At 61.0% G+C, this 14,315-nt stretch carries 17 protein-coding genes; 8 read left to right on the forward strand and 9 right to left on the reverse strand.

Going from position 1 to position 14,315, the window contains the following annotated elements; translation table 11 throughout:
• Window positions 1-7 precede the first annotated feature (7 nt).
• Window positions 8-2,044, forward strand: a complete 2,037-nt coding sequence (locus AC07M8_RS18125) for a PAS domain-containing protein (RefSeq protein WP_495175628.1) — start codon at window positions 8-10, stop codon at window positions 2,042-2,044.
• Window positions 2,045-2,257: 213 nt separating this feature from the next.
• On the opposite strand, the gene AC07M8_RS18130 is transcribed toward AC07M8_RS18125, so the two are convergent.
• On the reverse strand, window positions 2,258-3,136 hold the full coding sequence (locus tag AC07M8_RS18130) for a LysR family transcriptional regulator (RefSeq protein ID WP_495175629.1): 879 nt from the start codon (window positions 3,134-3,136) through the stop codon (window positions 2,258-2,260).
• A 108-nt stretch (window positions 3,137-3,244) separates the two neighbouring features.
• Between AC07M8_RS18130 and AC07M8_RS18135 the strand changes: the two genes are divergently transcribed.
• From AC07M8_RS18135 to AC07M8_RS18145, 3 genes are read left to right on the forward strand one after another with little or no spacing between them, the layout of a single operon-like run.
• On the forward strand, window positions 3,245-4,333 hold the full coding sequence (locus AC07M8_RS18135; protein ID WP_495175630.1) for a YeiH family protein: 1,089 nt from the start codon (window positions 3,245-3,247) through the stop codon (window positions 4,331-4,333).
• A 46-nt stretch (window positions 4,334-4,379) separates the two neighbouring features.
• Window positions 4,380-5,450, forward strand: coding sequence for a sulfite oxidase (locus AC07M8_RS18140; RefSeq protein ID WP_495175631.1), 1,071 nt, complete (start codon window positions 4,380-4,382; stop codon window positions 5,448-5,450).
• Window positions 5,447-5,959, forward strand: coding sequence for an MgtC/SapB family protein (locus tag AC07M8_RS18145; RefSeq protein WP_495175632.1), 513 nt, complete (start codon window positions 5,447-5,449; stop codon window positions 5,957-5,959). Before AC07M8_RS18140 ends, AC07M8_RS18145 begins: the two co-directional genes overlap by 4 nt.
• Window positions 5,960-6,129: 170 nt before the next feature.
• Here AC07M8_RS18145 and AC07M8_RS18150 read toward each other — a convergent pair whose 3' ends face one another.
• Complete coding sequence (locus tag AC07M8_RS18150; protein WP_495175633.1) at window positions 6,130-6,642, reverse strand: hypothetical protein; 513 nt, start codon at window positions 6,640-6,642, stop codon at window positions 6,130-6,132.
• Complete coding sequence (locus AC07M8_RS18155; protein WP_495175634.1) at window positions 6,639-7,073, reverse strand: globin family protein; 435 nt, start codon at window positions 7,071-7,073, stop codon at window positions 6,639-6,641. Before AC07M8_RS18155 ends, AC07M8_RS18150 begins: the two co-directional genes overlap by 4 nt.
• A 255-nt stretch (window positions 7,074-7,328) precedes the next feature.
• Between AC07M8_RS18155 and AC07M8_RS18160 the strand changes: the two genes are divergently transcribed.
• Complete coding sequence (locus AC07M8_RS18160; protein WP_495175635.1) at window positions 7,329-7,778, forward strand: WapI family immunity protein; 450 nt, start codon at window positions 7,329-7,331, stop codon at window positions 7,776-7,778.
• Between the two features lie 106 nt (window positions 7,779-7,884).
• On the opposite strand, the gene AC07M8_RS18165 is transcribed toward AC07M8_RS18160, so the two are convergent.
• The 4 genes from AC07M8_RS18165 to AC07M8_RS18180 all read right to left on the reverse strand — a co-directional run bounded on the left by AC07M8_RS18165 (window position 7,885) and on the right by AC07M8_RS18180 (window position 10,055).
• Window positions 7,885-8,211 (reverse strand): DUF2251 domain-containing protein, encoded by a 327-nt coding sequence (locus tag AC07M8_RS18165; RefSeq protein WP_495175636.1) that lies wholly within the window; start codon window positions 8,209-8,211, stop codon window positions 7,885-7,887.
• Between the two features lie 82 nt (window positions 8,212-8,293).
• Window positions 8,294-8,584 carry a hypothetical protein gene (locus AC07M8_RS18170; protein ID WP_495175637.1) on the reverse strand — a complete coding sequence of 97 codons (291 nt, stop codon included), beginning with the start codon at window positions 8,582-8,584 and terminating at the stop codon, window positions 8,294-8,296.
• Between the two features lie 48 nt (window positions 8,585-8,632).
• The gene (locus AC07M8_RS18175; protein ID WP_495175638.1) at window positions 8,633-8,851 is read right to left on the reverse strand and encodes a DUF7336 domain-containing protein; all 219 of its coding nucleotides are present in this window, start codon (window positions 8,849-8,851) and stop codon (window positions 8,633-8,635) included.
• 796 nt (window positions 8,852-9,647) lie between these two features.
• A complete protein-coding gene (locus tag AC07M8_RS18180; RefSeq protein ID WP_495175639.1) occupies window positions 9,648-10,055 on the reverse strand; it encodes a hypothetical protein in 408 nt (135 codons plus the stop codon).
• A gap of 115 nt (window positions 10,056-10,170) precedes the next feature.
• Between AC07M8_RS18180 and AC07M8_RS18185 the strand changes: the two genes are divergently transcribed.
• Complete coding sequence (locus AC07M8_RS18185) at window positions 10,171-10,392, forward strand: hypothetical protein (RefSeq protein ID WP_495175640.1); 222 nt, start codon at window positions 10,171-10,173, stop codon at window positions 10,390-10,392.
• Between the two features lie 8 nt (window positions 10,393-10,400).
• Here the strand turns inward: AC07M8_RS18185 and AC07M8_RS18190 are convergent, their stop codons facing one another.
• Window positions 10,401-10,799, reverse strand: coding sequence for a lysozyme inhibitor LprI family protein (locus AC07M8_RS18190; RefSeq protein WP_495175641.1), 399 nt, complete (start codon window positions 10,797-10,799; stop codon window positions 10,401-10,403).
• A 289-nt stretch (window positions 10,800-11,088) separates the two neighbouring features.
• The gene (locus AC07M8_RS18195) at window positions 11,089-12,213 is read right to left on the reverse strand and encodes an aspartyl protease family protein (RefSeq protein ID WP_495175642.1); all 1,125 of its coding nucleotides are present in this window, start codon (window positions 12,211-12,213) and stop codon (window positions 11,089-11,091) included.
• Window positions 12,214-12,409: 196 nt separating this feature from the next.
• On the opposite strand from AC07M8_RS18195, the gene AC07M8_RS18200 reads away from it, so the two are divergent.
• Together AC07M8_RS18200 and AC07M8_RS18205 are read left to right on the forward strand one after the other, a co-directional pair.
• Window positions 12,410-13,686 (forward strand): IS3 family transposase gene (locus AC07M8_RS18200; protein ID WP_495175643.1). Its coding sequence is split into 2 segments (ribosomal slippage): window positions 12,410-12,754 and window positions 12,757-13,686, totalling 1,275 coding nucleotides; the frame shifts between segments, so codons are not numbered across the junction.
• Between the two features lie 111 nt (window positions 13,687-13,797).
• Window positions 13,798-14,298, forward strand: coding sequence for a YcxB family protein (locus tag AC07M8_RS18205; protein WP_495175644.1), 501 nt, complete (start codon window positions 13,798-13,800; stop codon window positions 14,296-14,298).
• Window positions 14,299-14,315: the final 17 nt, after the last annotated feature.

Raw genomic sequence — 14,315 nt, forward strand, 5'->3', positions numbered from 1 at the left:
ATCGTAAATGACTGATCCGCTTTCGTTCGCCGGAGATGGCAAGGCGTCATGCCAGTTGCGCGCGTTCGATTGGGGTGCGTCCCCGCTCGGTTCGCAGGAACAATGGCCGGCGACCTTCCGCTTCCTGCTGTCGCTGATCCTCGCATCGCCGGAAGCGATGTGGTTCGCATGGGGACCGGAGCGGCTGTTCTTCTTCAACGACGCTTACGTGCCGCAGCTCGGCAACAAGCTGACTGGTGCGATCGGACGTCGTTTCGCGGATGTGTGGGCCGACGTGTACGAGGACGTGCGCGACGCGATCAACCAGACGTTCGCGGGCACCGCATCGAAGTTCACCGAACGGCCGCTGCTCATGGATCGCGACGGCCGCGGCATGGTCGAGACCTTCTGGACCTTCTCCTTCTCGCCCGTGCGCGGCGATCAGGGCGAGATCGTGGCGCTGCTGTGCACCGCTATGGAGGAAACTCAGCGCAAGGAACGCGAGCGGGAGGGGTCGACAGCCTTGCGGCTGTATCAAGATATCGTTCGATCAGATCCCAACCCGGTATGCGCGTTCGACGCGCGCCATGCCGTGATCGCCTTCAACCAGGCATTCAGCGACGAGTTCTTCCGGGTGTACGGGCATCGCGCCCGGCTTGGCGACACCTTCCCTGAGCTGTTCCTGCCCGACCAGGGCGTGCTTATCGGAAGCTATCTGGATCGCGCACTGGCGGGCGAGGACTTCACCGTCACCCAGCGGTTCGGTCACCCGGATCACGCGGTGCCGATGTGGGAGATATCCTACAATCCGTTACGCGATGCGGAGGGGCACATTGTCGGTGCGGTCCAGCATGGCGTCGATATCAACGATCGAGTCCGCGCTGAGGAGGAACTGGCCGAAGCGCAGGAACAGCTTCGCCAGAGCCAGAAGCTGGAAGCGATCGGCCAGCTGACGGGCGGGGTGGCGCACGACTTCAACAATCTGCTGACCGTTATCCGGGGCTCGGTTGATCTGCTTCGTCGCGACAACCTGCCGGCAGAGAAGCGGGGCCGATACATTGACGCGATCGGCGATACGGCGGAGCGAGCGGCCAAGTTGACCAGTCAGCTTCTTGCCTTCGCGCGTCGCCAGTCGCTCCGGTCGGAGGTGTTCGACGCCGGCAGCTCGCTGGAGGAAGTTGCCACCATGGTGCGGACCATGACCGGGTCGCGCATCGTCCTCGACATCAAGGTACCTGAAGCGGCCTTCTTCATCGATGCGGACCGCAGCCAGTTCGACACGGCGATCATCAACATGGGCATCAACGCCCGTGATGCGATGAATGGCGAAGGGCATCTCACGATCGCGACGGGACCTGTGTCCGGCATCCCGGCGCTTCGGGGGCATGCCGCCCAGATTGGCGACTTCGTGGCCTTTACGATCGCCGACACGGGCAGTGGCATCTCCGCCGATGTGGTCGAGCGCATCTTCGAGCCGTTTTTCACGACGAAGGGCGTCGGCGAAGGCACTGGCTTAGGCCTTAGTCAGGTCATTGGTTTTGCCAAGCAGTCGGGCGGCGATATCAAAGTGGATAGCGTGCCAGGCAAGGGCACGACCTTCACCCTCTATCTCCCACGCGCGTATCCGGACGGCAGCGAGGCGATCGATCTTGAAGCGATCGAGCGGGTCGATGGTGAAGGCGTGTGCGTCCTCGTGGTGGAGGATAACGCGCAGGTCGGCGAGTTCGCGACGGCTGCGCTGGCGGAGCTGGGCTACGACAGCGTCCTGGCGACGGACGGTCGTGCAGCGCTCGGCCTGCTACAAGAGAATTGCGACCGCTTCCACGTCATCTTCTCTGATGTAGTGATGCCCGGCATGGGTGGGATCGAGCTGGGCGGCGAGGTCCGCCGCCTTTATCCCGACGTGCCGATCATCCTGACCAGCGGCTATAGTCACGTGCTTGCGCAAAATGGGCAGCACGGGTTCGAGCTGCTGCACAAGCCCTACTCGGTCGAGCAGCTATCCCACGTGCTGCGCAAGGCGATCACTTGGCAAGTTCGCAAGCGAGTTGTCCCGATAGTCTAACCCTCCATCCATTCTTTAAAACGAACTTCCGCCGGGATCGCAGAGGCGAGGGGAGGGCACAATCACCTCGCCAGCAGGGTCATTTCCCAGAACCCGTTCCCGATCGCGCTTTCCCGAAACAGGCACATGGCGACGGAGCTATGGGAAAGGAGTGATGTCGCAGATGTCTGAGTTTCTGGGACATTGGACATCCGGCTTCAGCGGCAGCGCCGCCTACTGCTTCCCCCGACCGATCACATCCAGCAAGGCATCTGCGGCTAGGGCGCGATAGCGTTCCTTATGGCGCAGCCCGAAAAAGGGGCGGGGATCGAACACCATCGGGGCAGCGTGCAACGTTCCCGCCCTTATCGCTGGCGTCACCACCAGCGAGGATAGGGCTGCGATGCCGGCGCCGGCCTCCACGGCGGTACGGACGCCCTCATTAGACGGAAGAACGAGCGCCACGTCGAGCGCAGCGGGATCGATACTCAAGGCGAGCAGATAGCGGTCCAACGTCGAACGCGTGCCCGATCCCGGCTCACGCTGCACCCACCGCGCTTGTGCCAGCCAAGCCGCATCGACGCAGCCCCTTCCGAACGGCTCGGCGCTGACCAGCAGCAGCCGATCCTCGCCGATCGGCCAGTGCGCGAGCACCGGGTCGTCGGTCTCGCCTTCGACAATGCCAAGATCCGCCTCGCCGTCATGGACACGCGCCGCAGCCTGGGCGGTGTTGCCGATCGCCAGCTCGATGCCTAGGGCCGGGTGACGTTCCCGGAACGCGGCCAGGATCGGCGGCAGCCAGTAGGCGGCGATGGTCTGGCTGGCGACGACGCGTAGGGTGCCGCGTTTCAGGCCACCCAGCTCCTCCAGCACCGTCTCGGCCGCGTCGGCACGCTTGAGCACGCCGCGTGCCTCGATCAGGAACAGTCGGCCTGCTTCGGTCAGCGTGATGCCGCGGCCGACGCGGTGGAAGAGCTTAATAGCGTGCCGCTCCTCCAGCGCAGCGATCGCTGCGGATGCCGCCGACTGGGTGACGTTCAGCGCACGCGCCGCGGCTGTCATGTGCTCACGTTCGGCGACGCCGACGAAGATGCGAAGCTGCTCCAGCGTCATACCGCGTCGATAGCACGACCGATCACGATTGACGATCGGAACAACAACAAGACTGCGTTGGAACGATCAATGGGAGGAGCATAGATCGACCGGCGGAAGGAAACCGCCGTGGCCAGTCTTGCCCATCATCACTTCGCATCCGAACCGCAGAGCAGCAAGTATGCCGGTGTGCTACCCGGCGTCGGCCTGTGCCTTGCCGTGACCGGCGCCGCCTACATTCTGGAGGCGGGTGAGCGTGCGCTGGCGGGCAAGGCTTGGCTGGAGGCGCTGGTGCTCGCCATCCTGATCGGCACAGCGGTGCGGAGTCTGTGGACTTCTGGTGACCGTTGGCACGACGGCATCGCCTTCAGCGCCAAGTATCTGCTGGAGGTGGCGGTGGTCCTGCTCGGCGCGTCGGTCAGCGCCGCCACTATCCTGTCGGCCGGCGCGGGCCTGCTGGCAGGCATCGCTGGCGTGGTGGCCTGCGCTATCCTGCTGAGCTTCGGCATCGGCCGACTGCTCGGCCTACCGACGCGCATGGCGCTGCTGGTCGCGTGCGGCAATTCGATCTGCGGCAACTCGGCGATCGCGGCGGTGGCCCCGGTGATCGGCGCCAACAGTGATGACGTGGCGGCATCTATTGCGTTCACAGCGGTGCTGGGCGTCGTGGTGGTGCTCGGTCTGCCGCTGCTAGGGATCGCATTGGGCATGAGCGGGCTAGCGTTCGGCACCCTCGCCGGTCTCACCGTCTACGCGGTGCCGCAGGTGATCGCCGCCGCCTCGCCACTGGGGGCCGCGGCCGTGCAGATGGGCACGCTGGTCAAGCTGGTGCGGGTGCTGATGCTCGGGCCGGTGTGCCTGGTCCTGTCGCTGGTGGCGCCGCGGCTTGGCCCCCAGCATGTGCCTGCCGGCGAGTTCGTCACCGGCGAGCCGGCCCACAAGAGGCTAGACCTCGCCCATCTGGTGCCGTGGTTCATCATCGGCTTCCTGGCGCTGGTCGGCTGCCGCTCGCTAGGGCTGGTGCCTACCGCCGCCATCGCTCCGATCGGCCGCATCGCCACACTGCTGACCGTCGTGTCGATGGCCGCGCTCGGGCTCGGCGTGGACGTACGCACCGTCGCCAAGGCGGGTGGTCGGGTCACGGCTGCGGTGGTGCTCTCGCTGCTCGGCCTGGGTGCGATCAGCTTCACCCTGCTTGCCGTGCTGCACATCGCGTGATCCATGGGGAGTTGAGGCAGTCCCGGCTTCCATGCGTTCTTGCTGAATGAGCAAGCCTATGATCGTCCGCAGCCCCGACCCCTACAATGCCGAGCCAAAGCCCGGCGCGCTGATGGAGCAGTTCCTGACGCCGCAGGCGCTGTTCTATGTGCGCAGCCACGGGCAGGTGCCTGATCTGCCCGCCGATCACCGGATCGAGGTGAGCGGGATGGGCGTGGAAAGCCGCTCCTTCTCGGCGGAGGAACTGAAAAGCGCGTTCCCCCCGCGCACGGTAACAGCCGTGCTCCAGTGCGCGGGCAACCGGCGTACCGACCTCCAACAGGTCGGCAAGACCTCGGGCGACCCGTGGGACGTGGGCGCGATCGGCAACGCGGAGTGGACCGGGGTGCGACTGGCCGACGTGCTCGACGCGGTCGGCGCTCCCGATGCGTCCGACCTGTTCGTGGCGTTCACCGGCGCGGACGAGGTGGCCGTGGAAGACGAGGAGGCAGCCTTCGGCGTGTCGATTGCCATGGCCAAGGCGCGAGCGCCCGACGTGCTCATCGCCTGGGCTATAAACGGCGAGCCGCTGGCGCCGGAGCATGGCGCGCCCCTGCGGATGGTGGTGCCGGGCTATGCCGGTGTGCGTAGCGCCAAGTGGCTGACGCGCATCGAGGTGCGCGACACCCCATCCGACGCACCGATCCAGGCGCACGACTACAAGCTGTTTTCGGCCGACGTGACGAGCGAAACCGTCGACTGGTCACAGGGGCTGACCATCAATGCCATGCCGCTCAACGCCGCGATCTGCTCGCCCAGCTCGGGTGGGAGCCTGCCGGCGGGAGAGATGCGTATCGAGGGGTACGCCATCGCCTATGATCGCGGCATCTCCCGCGTCGAGGTCTCGATAAATGGTGGCCGTGATTGGCAGCAGGCGACGTTCGCCGACGATCCAGAGGCGCGCTGGGGCTGGCGGCGCTGGTCACTCGACGCCACGCTGGCCAAGGGTCGCCAGCATCTGGTGGTGCGCGCGTTCGACGAAGCGGGGCAAGGGCAGCCTGAGCGGCCGGACACGATGTGGAACTTCGCCGGCTATCTGTGCACCGCCTGGCACCACGTCCATGTGCTAGTCGAGTGACCACGACGTTGGCGGCGTCGGATCTCGCCTTCTGGGCCGACGCGATCGGCCGGCTGATGGTAGCGACGTCAGCCGGCATGGTGCTGGGTTGGGAGCGCTCGCGCGAGAACCGGCAGATCATGGGTCTGCGCACACTCGGGCTAGTCGGCTTGGCGAGCTGCATTGCGGTGCAGGCGATCGTGCACAGTGGCCTCCCCAACGTGAACGCGGACGCGGCAGGCCGGGCGATGCAGGGTATCCTATCTGGCGTTGGCTTCATCGGTGCCGGTGCCGTGCTGCGCGTCGGCCAGGGTCAGGAGGTGCACGGGCTGGCCACCGCCGCATGCATCTGGGTGACGGCGACGATCGGTGCCGCAGCGGGACTGGCGGTGTGGCCGCTGATCGTCGGTGGGCTGGCCCTGGCCATGCTGGTGCTGTTCGTCGGCGCCCCGCTCGAACGCCGCATCCGCGATCGTGCGCGGCTTACCCCAGCCGAGGCCGACAGGAAGGACGCAGAGCGCAAGCCCTGATTGCCGACTTGCGTCGCTAATACCCTGAGTTTCGAACGTCGCGCATGTCACCGCTTTTGCGACAGTGGAATGTCCGTACCTGGTGGTCAGCGGTCGGGCCGCTTTCAGGAAACCGCATGATAGCGGAACGTCCGGTTCTAGGGGGTCGCGGTTAGCGGGACAGTCGATGCCTAGCTTAACTGAACTTTGTATATGTCCGAGATCATCAGTAATTGACGAATGGCGCGTAGTTCCGCGTCGACGTTCGTCATCATCATTTCGGTGGTCACGAACATATCCTGCTTATAGGACGCCCAGTCTCCTTTTGTTAGACCAAGCCAGCGATTGTGATAGGCGGAGAATGTATCGCCAAGCGCGATGCAATCCACCTTCATCGATCGGGCTACGATCCTGCTTGACGCGGGAGCATGCACTACAATCGGGTCGAATATCTGGGAGTGCTTGAACCGTTGATAGAGATTAAGGTGATCACAGAAGCTTGTGCGCCTTGCTTTCAAAAGTGCGATTGCGTCTACCCGATCATCTTGCACAATCATCCGAGCACGCTGCATCATCAGCTTTGCGCGTATGGCAAAGTTCTCTGCTTCTAAGCTGAGCGCCCCGCGCGCACTGGCCGATCCAAAGAGCGCGTGGAACCCCACGGACTGCTCGCTTGGCTGATTCACGGCCGCTGGGTCACTCATGCCGCAAAGCTGCTCCGAGCAGCGCTCCTTGCGGCAACGATCATATGATCTGACAGCAATTCATAAGCGACAGACCAAGCAGTCTCAACCTCTTCATTGAATTCAAAACCAAGGCATTCGCGTAATGTATCAAGCAACGCGATGCCGACATAACGATAGTGTTCATCCTGAACACCATAGCTGACGTGTCGAATAGCCAATGCACCAGCGACGGGCAGGACGTCGTCAAGCCTGTCAAGAGCATCGACAACAAGCGCGAGCGTTTGAAAGAGCTTCCGCCCCTGGTCAGTTATATCTCCACGGAAAAGACAGCGGGTATCCGGAGCTAACTCGAATAAGCGATTATAAAAGACAGGTGCCGCCGCTTGCGCGTACGGCAATACCCTCTGAAAGCTGCTCTGAACCAGAAAAATATGCGGCCCGCTAATCACGCCACATCGGTACCGCAAAGTTTTCACCAATAGGTTAAGAACTCGAGAGCCGAAGCTTCGAGCCCCTTCGAGAAGGGGGCTTTTCTAAGCCGTTGACGGCTTTGGCTAACTGAGTGGCGCGGCTCAATGACGGGGAACGAACGCCTTCTAGTGGGCCGCTTCGGCCTGCGGATGTCGCGACCTGGTGGAGAGCGGAATGGCGGCTTTCAGGATCAATGTGTGGAATGCGGACAGCGGGCGTGGCATTGTCCCCCCATGTCAGATCAACCCGACCTGCGCTTTCGTGGCTTCTCGCTCTGGGTTGATCAACGTCAGGTTTTAAAGGCGTCCGATGACTTGGACGGCAATTGGCTGGTAGTTCGCGCGCGCATGGAAGCGAGCGGTGCGCGTGTAGAGTGTGAAGGACCGGTTTTAGAAACCACGGACATCAAGCGGTTCCGCGAGCAACTGGCCGCAATGGTCGCGGCGTTATCGGGCAAAGCCACGCTTGCGGGTTCGGAACCGGAAATCAACGTCGTTCTAGCACTGGGAAAGATGGGCCGCGTAGAGGGGGACATCGAACTTACTGCCGACCACCTGAACCAAGAGCATCGCTTCTCAGTCGAGGCTGACCAGTCCTACCTGCCCAGGCTTATCCAATCATGCGACTCAATCCTCGAAAGATTTCCGGTGGTTGAAGCGAGGGAGAATGGCCGACCAAATTGATGTTAGGAGAATAGGTCTGCCGGGTATCGGAGGGCTGTAAATGGCGGCCGCGGCCAAGCCGCTTCCGTGGTCTGCTTTCAGCCTTGCAGATGTCGCGCAGTGGTAATCAGCGGACGTTCAATGGACTCGAAACAAGCTTCGGTCCTCGTCGTCCGGGTATCGACCGACCGGTGGGAACAATCGAAGATCGAACAGCGACCAGAGCCGCACTTGCAAACAATCCGGCGGCGGTGGGCGAGCCCGTCCATCTGATTGATATTGGCACATCTGCGGGCATGGCGTTGATCGCGTCCACACTGAACGCTGAAACAATTTTGCCAGTCTCCTCCTTCGTCATGTCTAAAAGGTAGAAGTAAGCGGTATCATCTTCTCGCTCGAAGACGGCTCCAAACTTCCCGGTTTCATCCACGGCGCTCTCGTACACGTCGATCATGGTACCGTCATGCACTCACGTCTGAACGGCCGGAAGTAGGCGGCTCAAGCCTATCGGCTTTTGCGCCGGCAAACGTTGCCCCCTACCAAGGATCGTTCAGTCGCCCGGTGACGCTTACGAGCGCGTCTAGCATGGGCAAAATGTCTCCGGTGTCATAGTCGGACCAGACGCTCGAGCCATCAGTATACTGAGCAAGGAACGGAACAAGCTCGTCCAATGTATCCTGATACGTGTCGCCATTCGGCCATTCGTCATGCTCAAACCCATAGACATCCATCTTCCAGCCAAGGCTGTCCCGCCCCACGACGACGAAGTCCACGCCCGGTGTTGGCGACGTAATCTTGAACCACCGTTCGTTGAAGAGCTGATGCATGATCCCTGTTTATAGCCCACCAAGGTGCCTGCAAGCTGGCGAAAAGCGCTATTCGCCTGAGATGAACCCCTCGCACCAGTGATCCCGATCGAGCGGATAGGCGTCGGCGTGAAAGCCCGTAGGATGATCTCGGAAGCCCGGTTGGTTCATCAACCGAGCGGCGGCGGCGGCAGCCGCTTTGGCGGAGCGATAAACGCCGATTAGCTTGGCATCGTCGCCAAACTCATCGTCTGAACGGACGTGATGCAGCACGTATACCGTGTCCATGGCCGCATGTTGCCAGCATGAACGAACGCCCGCAACCAGGAGCGTAGGTCAGCGCTCGGGCGGCCGCCTTTGGGCGCTTCCAGCCGGGCTGCTTTCGGGGTTCGCTTCATTATTCGGACGTCGCGACGTTGTGATGAGCGGAATGACTGCTGTCAGCAAACAGACGTCGAAACCGCAGTTACGTGGCTGTAAGCGCTCGACGGGTGCCGCTCAACCTAAGTCGACGGGTAACGTCAAGTCTGGCCGCTTCAGCCGCAGGCGCTTTGTAAAGGCCCCGTACCCTGGATAAAGATAGCTCCAATAAACTCTACGCCCATCGTTTGACTGGACGAACCAATAGCTCGTGATTGTGGCACCCACGGCGTCTATGTGATCCCAATTTATCGAGGTCCTACTCAACCCGAGACCAGGGCCGAACAAGCGAGATGGTCCTTCAACTCCCGCGTCTGTCCAGCTCACATCGTGCATATGGGTTAACGAGGGCGCCATAAAGAGAGCCAGGGCGAATCCAACCGTTGCGCAGGGGACTCCTTCGGCCAAGTTGTCATTGAAGGACATCGTTATGCCCAGCCCGAGCACTCCGATCGCAGCTACGGTGACAAACAAGGCACTTACCTTGCCGGGAGAGATGGTGCCGGTAGCACCCCAGGCGCGATGCGGAGGCCGTCTATGATTTACGAAGGACCACCCGACACTAACTGCCCCAACTATTCCGATCACGATTAACGAACGCACTTGCGGGCTCCACCTTAGGCAAGAGCAAGCTGAACCAACGACCGCTTACAGGCAACCGGCCTCAAGCCTGCAACGTCTGCAATTGGGCGTTAGCTGAACGGCAGCTTTCCCGCTTGGGATCGAGTTTCGGGAAAACGTGCGGTGGGCTAGGGCTTTGTCGTTCATGCTTGTAGATGTCGGAGCTAATTGGCACGGTTCTGTCAGCGCTCAATGTCCCCAACAGCGAGGTTTGCTCCGAGTGGGATCGAGAAATGCGTATGTCTGACTGCAGGGCACGAGCGGGATGGACGTTGACCAACGCGTCCGCCTGTCGCAACTTTCGTTTTCCATTCGGAGATGTAATTTGCTGGCTGCTGCCTTTCTGATGCTGGCTGCAGCTGGTGATCAACCGCACGTCGTCGCCACGTTCAGCATCACGATAACAAATCCCGATGGAACGGTCGCAGAGCAGATCAAGAAGCCAGATCATGTTACGCCAGAGGCATTTGCCGACAAGCTGGTTGCGGCAGAGGGGCTAACTTCTTGGAGCCTCGTAGACCCGGTTAGCTCCGCCCCTGGTGCCACATTGGCATACAAGGGGCGTCATGCTGGAAACGGCCGTGAAGTCATCGTCTATTATTCTCCTGCCGCGAAAACAGTTTGCAGGATTCGCCGACAGCGGGGAGGTCTTTCCGACGCCCACCAAGCAGCGGTTCGGTGGTGCGCAGCTTCACTTGGCATTACACTTCCTGCCAAACCATCGCCGGTTGCAGGCAGAAACTGACGACAGCTTTGCGGCCAGCGCTATAGAGGCGCTGGCGGCGTGAGATGAGCGCTATTCCGGCGATCTTTGCAGCCGCAATCGATAGGTTGTTCGAAGATAATCGAGATGGCGGCGGGTCTCGCCGTCAATGCAGGCCATTTTAGCTGGGGGTCCACCGGATCCACCATTCCAGAGTCGGTATTCGGCCTCGCAAGCGGCGTCGCGATACGTGATCCAGAATGTCTCCGCCTTCTGCAAGCGCTGACGATCACCGGCGTCCAGCACGCTCATGATTTTAGCATAGGTGAGATTCAGATCGGCATCTGATCTCTTACCCGACTCCACGAAACAGCGCTCGACGTTCACTGTTGTGCCGGCTTTCCAACAAGGCGCGTCTGAGCCGATGCCACTCGTCGGCGCTGTTGGAGCAAATGCCGATGCTGCTATCGCTAAGGTGGTCGAAAGAATCATGCTGCTAGCGTACATCGTGCCTTCAACCCTTAGCTACCCGGTATTACCCTCCGACAGATGCCAAAAATTGTTACCGATTTCTTCCATGAAAGTCGAAGAAACGCGGATACCTTGTTTTTAAGAATAGTAGCGCAGCCAGAAACGGAACCAGGCCGATTAGCGAGGCACATGCGAACCCAAATCGCGGCCCAAGATAAGCGACTGACGTGTACTGACATGTTTTGCCTAGCACTGTGCCCAGCATGACGAATACAGCCGCGTAAAGCAATCGTTCCATTCTCACCTGCCGCTACAGGAAGTCTTCCAACCGCAATGTCACGCCTCTGCGCGTTCCCGCCCGGTCAACGGTGACCGCAATCTCGGTTCCATCAGACTCGAACATTCGGTCGATCAGCTTGCCGAAATCAACTCCAATCAGCCTATCTCCCGCCTTTAGCCCGGCTTTATCTGCCGGGCTTCCAGCGCCCACGACCTCGATCTTCGCATCAGCACCGTCCCGCTCGATCCACAGGCCAGCGCGGTTATAGCGTTCAGGCGGTGCAGCGAGCGCATTACGCTTCAGATATAGCGCTTTGTCGCTTGCGGAAGTTGCGATGTTAAAGCGGCGTAGGATCGGCAGTCCAATGACCCCAACAGGAAACACGCCCCATTCCGGGCTTTCGATCATGGTAATGACAACATCGGAAATCGTCTCGCCCGCGAGGGTTAGCGGCGCACGGACCATGCGGCTTTTGCCCCCCGGCGCGGCTGGCGACCAGCGCTGCGCATTCCATAGGCCGGCCGCCTCCGCAGTTTCGCGATAGATGTGCATAGCCGAAGGCATGCCGGTATCGAGCCCCAACCGAAATGACTTCCCACCTAGCATAGCGTCCGCCGCGATGAAGGCTGATCCGTTAACGTTTCCGTAGTGAAAGATCGCCTTTTCGTAACGGGTCCAGCCGTTCATGTCCGGCAAACCCTCGCGATAGATACGCCATTCGCGAGCGTCGAAATCGAGCTCGCAATCACCTGCGGTTAGTGCGCCGGCAGCTATTGACCCGACCGCGCCCTCGCGAAAATTGACCACATCAACGCCAGCTATCGACGACAGCGGCTGTCGCACCTGCCCTCCAAACGCAAAATCACGCACGGCGAAGATTGGATACGCCTTGGCGCCCTGTTTGAGTCCAAGGTTAGTAGTTCCGAGTTGCTTCAGCCCAAGCTCCTTGGCGAGCTTCAGCTCGATCAGGCCGATTGTGCCACCCGTATCAAATACGAACTGGTAAGGACCGTGTTCGCCAATCGTGCAATCGACCATCACGCGCGTGTCAGTAAGGGAGATGGGAATGCGTAGTGGCGGCAAAACCGCTCCCGCGTTGCCAGTTAGCACAGTAGCCGTGCCCGCGCCGATGATGAAGGTGCGACGATCGACCAACACAGTGTGACCCCACTCGGCTGAACGGTAATCCGCTGTTGCAGCGTTATTGCGCGAAGTCCAGCGCGCCGGTCCCGGTTAATTCGTGCCGGAAGGCGTTCGAAACATCGATCAGCCGATATGAACGAGCGTCGGCTTCTGAGGTGGCCCCTCAAATAAACTGACAGGTTCTCGCTCTTAGATAAGAGTGAGGCATATGACTGACGGTACGACCAGGCGTTACAACGAGGGCGAGGTCCTCTCCGGTGTTCAGCGCCGGAGGCGGTGGACACCGGAGGAGAAGGTCCGGATTGTCGAAGAGACGTATCTGCCGGGGATGAGCGTATCACTTGTTGCCCGCCAGCACGGCATCAGCGGCAGCCAGGTTTTCATCTGGCGTCGGCTGATGAGCCAGGGAGCGCTGACCGCTGCGGCAGCCGGCGAGGAGGTGGTGCCGGCGTCCGAGTACCGAGCGCTGGAGGCGCAGGTCCGTGAGTTGCATCGGCTGCTGGGCAAGAAGGCCATGGAGAACGAACTGCTCCGCGAGGCCGTGTCCCGGGCTGCAGGCCCAAAAAAACTCCTGTTGCGCTCGACCTCGTTGCCCGGGGATGGTCTGTGAGTGCGGTCGCCGATGGCCTTGGCATCGCTCGCGCGCATCTGTCTGCAATGCGCAACCGACCTCCGCCACGACCGCGTGGACGGCCGCCACTGCCCGACGCGGAGCTGGTGGCCGACATCCGCATGCTCATCGCCGAGCTGCCTACCTACGGCTATCGCCGGGTCCATGCCCTGCTGCGCCGCCAGGCAGAAAAGAACGCGCGCGAAAGCCCCAATGTCAAACGCGTCTACCGCGTCATGAAGATCCACGGGCTGCTGCTCCAGCGGGACGGCGAACGGCACGAAGAACGCCGTCACGACGGCAGGGTCGCTGTCGACCAGCGCAACACCCGCTGGTGCTCCGACGGATTGGAGATCGCCTGCGACAACGGCGAAAAGGTGCGTGTCGCCTTTGCGCTCGACTGCTGCGACCGCGAGGCGATGGGACATGTGGCAACCACAGGCGGCATCACCGCCGAGGACGTTCAGGACCTGATGGTCGCTACCGTCGAGCACCGCTACGGACAGGTAAACCGCGTGCCTCAGCCGATCGAATGGCTGACCGACAACGGCAGCTGCTACACTGCTCGCGATACTCGTACCTTCGCCCGCGGCATCGGATTGGTCCCGCGCACGACCCCGGTCAGCAGCCCACAGTCGAACGGCATGGCCGAGGCGTTCGTCCGCACGCTCAAGCGCGACTACGTCCGCGTGAACCCCAGGCCTGATGCGCAGACCGTCATCGCGCAGCTGCCCGGCTGGCTCGCCCACTATAACGAGGCGCAGCTGCCCGGCTGGCTCGCCCACTATAACGAGGCGCATCCGCACCGCGCCCTCGGCTATAGGTCACCCCGCGAGTTCATCGCGACAACACGCGAGGCCCTGTCAGCCATTTAAGGGGCAACAACAGCTTCTGTGTAAATGTCAGCGCTAAATGTGACGCTTGAATGACCGGGTTTGGTGGAAAGCCGACATTGCTACCTGGCGATCCTGTGGCAATATGCAGGGATGCCATCTGTCACCTTCCAGCCGACCGCCAGTGATCTGATTGCTGCAAACCGAGCCTACTTTTGGTCATCTTTTCGAACGCGGCGTATGCTGAGGAGCTACATGCTTGGAAGCTTCGTGTTCGGGGCAATGGCTGTTGGACTTGTGTGGCAAGAGCCGACAGGCGTAAAGATGGCCACCTTTTTGGGCGGCATTCTGTTTTGGACGCTACTTTTAGGTTTGATCTTGTTGTTGAACTACGCCCTTATTCCTCAACGTGCTCGGCGAAACTTTATACAGCAAAAATCTTTACAGGCTGAGGTAGATTTCAAATGGGATGACCAAGGCGTCTCGCTTGAAACCTCTAAAGGCTCCTCAAGGCTCCTTTGGAGCGACTTCGTGCAAATAGCCGATAATCAAGAAGCCATCGTGCTGCTTCAGAGCGACGTATTGTTTAACTTCATCCCAAAACGAGTCTTATCGGCGAGCCAAGTAGCTGAAATTATGGCTTATCGCGCCTGACTTTTCCAGGTGGCAAA

It is taken from the genome of Sphingomonas sp. GW821-FHT09E03, assembly GCF_059416225.1.

What these genes read in the sequence shown, in the direction of transcription:
- AC07M8_RS18185 (WP_495175640.1), top strand. Translation starts at nt 10,171, where the DNA reads ATGCTGGAAACGGCCGTGAAGTCATCGTCTATTATTCTCCTGCCGCGA.
- AC07M8_RS18175 (WP_495175638.1), bottom strand. Translation starts at nt 8,851, where the DNA reads ATGGACACGGTATACGTGCTGCATCACGTCCGTTCAGACGATGAGTTT.
- AC07M8_RS18140 (WP_495175631.1), top strand. Translation starts at nt 4,380, where the DNA reads ATGAGCAAGCCTATGATCGTCCGCAGCCCCGACCCCTACAATGCCGAG.
- AC07M8_RS18205 (WP_495175644.1), top strand. Translation starts at nt 13,798, where the DNA reads ATGCCATCTGTCACCTTCCAGCCGACCGCCAGTGATCTGATTGCTGCA.
- AC07M8_RS18160 (WP_495175635.1), top strand. Translation starts at nt 7,329, where the DNA reads ATGTCAGATCAACCCGACCTGCGCTTTCGTGGCTTCTCGCTCTGGGTT.
- AC07M8_RS18180 (WP_495175639.1), bottom strand. Translation starts at nt 10,055, where the DNA reads ATGATCTGGCTTCTTGATCTGCTCTGCGACCGTTCCATCGGGATTTGT.
- AC07M8_RS18190 (WP_495175641.1), bottom strand. Translation starts at nt 10,799, where the DNA reads ATGATTCTTTCGACCACCTTAGCGATAGCAGCATCGGCATTTGCTCCA.
- AC07M8_RS18125 (WP_495175628.1), top strand. Translation starts at nt 8, where the DNA reads ATGACTGATCCGCTTTCGTTCGCCGGAGATGGCAAGGCGTCATGCCAG.
- AC07M8_RS18170 (WP_495175637.1), bottom strand. Translation starts at nt 8,584, where the DNA reads ATGCATCAGCTCTTCAACGAACGGTGGTTCAAGATTACGTCGCCAACA.
- AC07M8_RS18150 (WP_495175633.1), bottom strand. Translation starts at nt 6,642, where the DNA reads ATGAGTGACCCAGCGGCCGTGAATCAGCCAAGCGAGCAGTCCGTGGGG.
- AC07M8_RS18165 (WP_495175636.1), bottom strand. Translation starts at nt 8,211, where the DNA reads ATGATCGACGTGTACGAGAGCGCCGTGGATGAAACCGGGAAGTTTGGA.
- AC07M8_RS18130 (WP_495175629.1), bottom strand. Translation starts at nt 3,136, where the DNA reads ATGACGCTGGAGCAGCTTCGCATCTTCGTCGGCGTCGCCGAACGTGAG.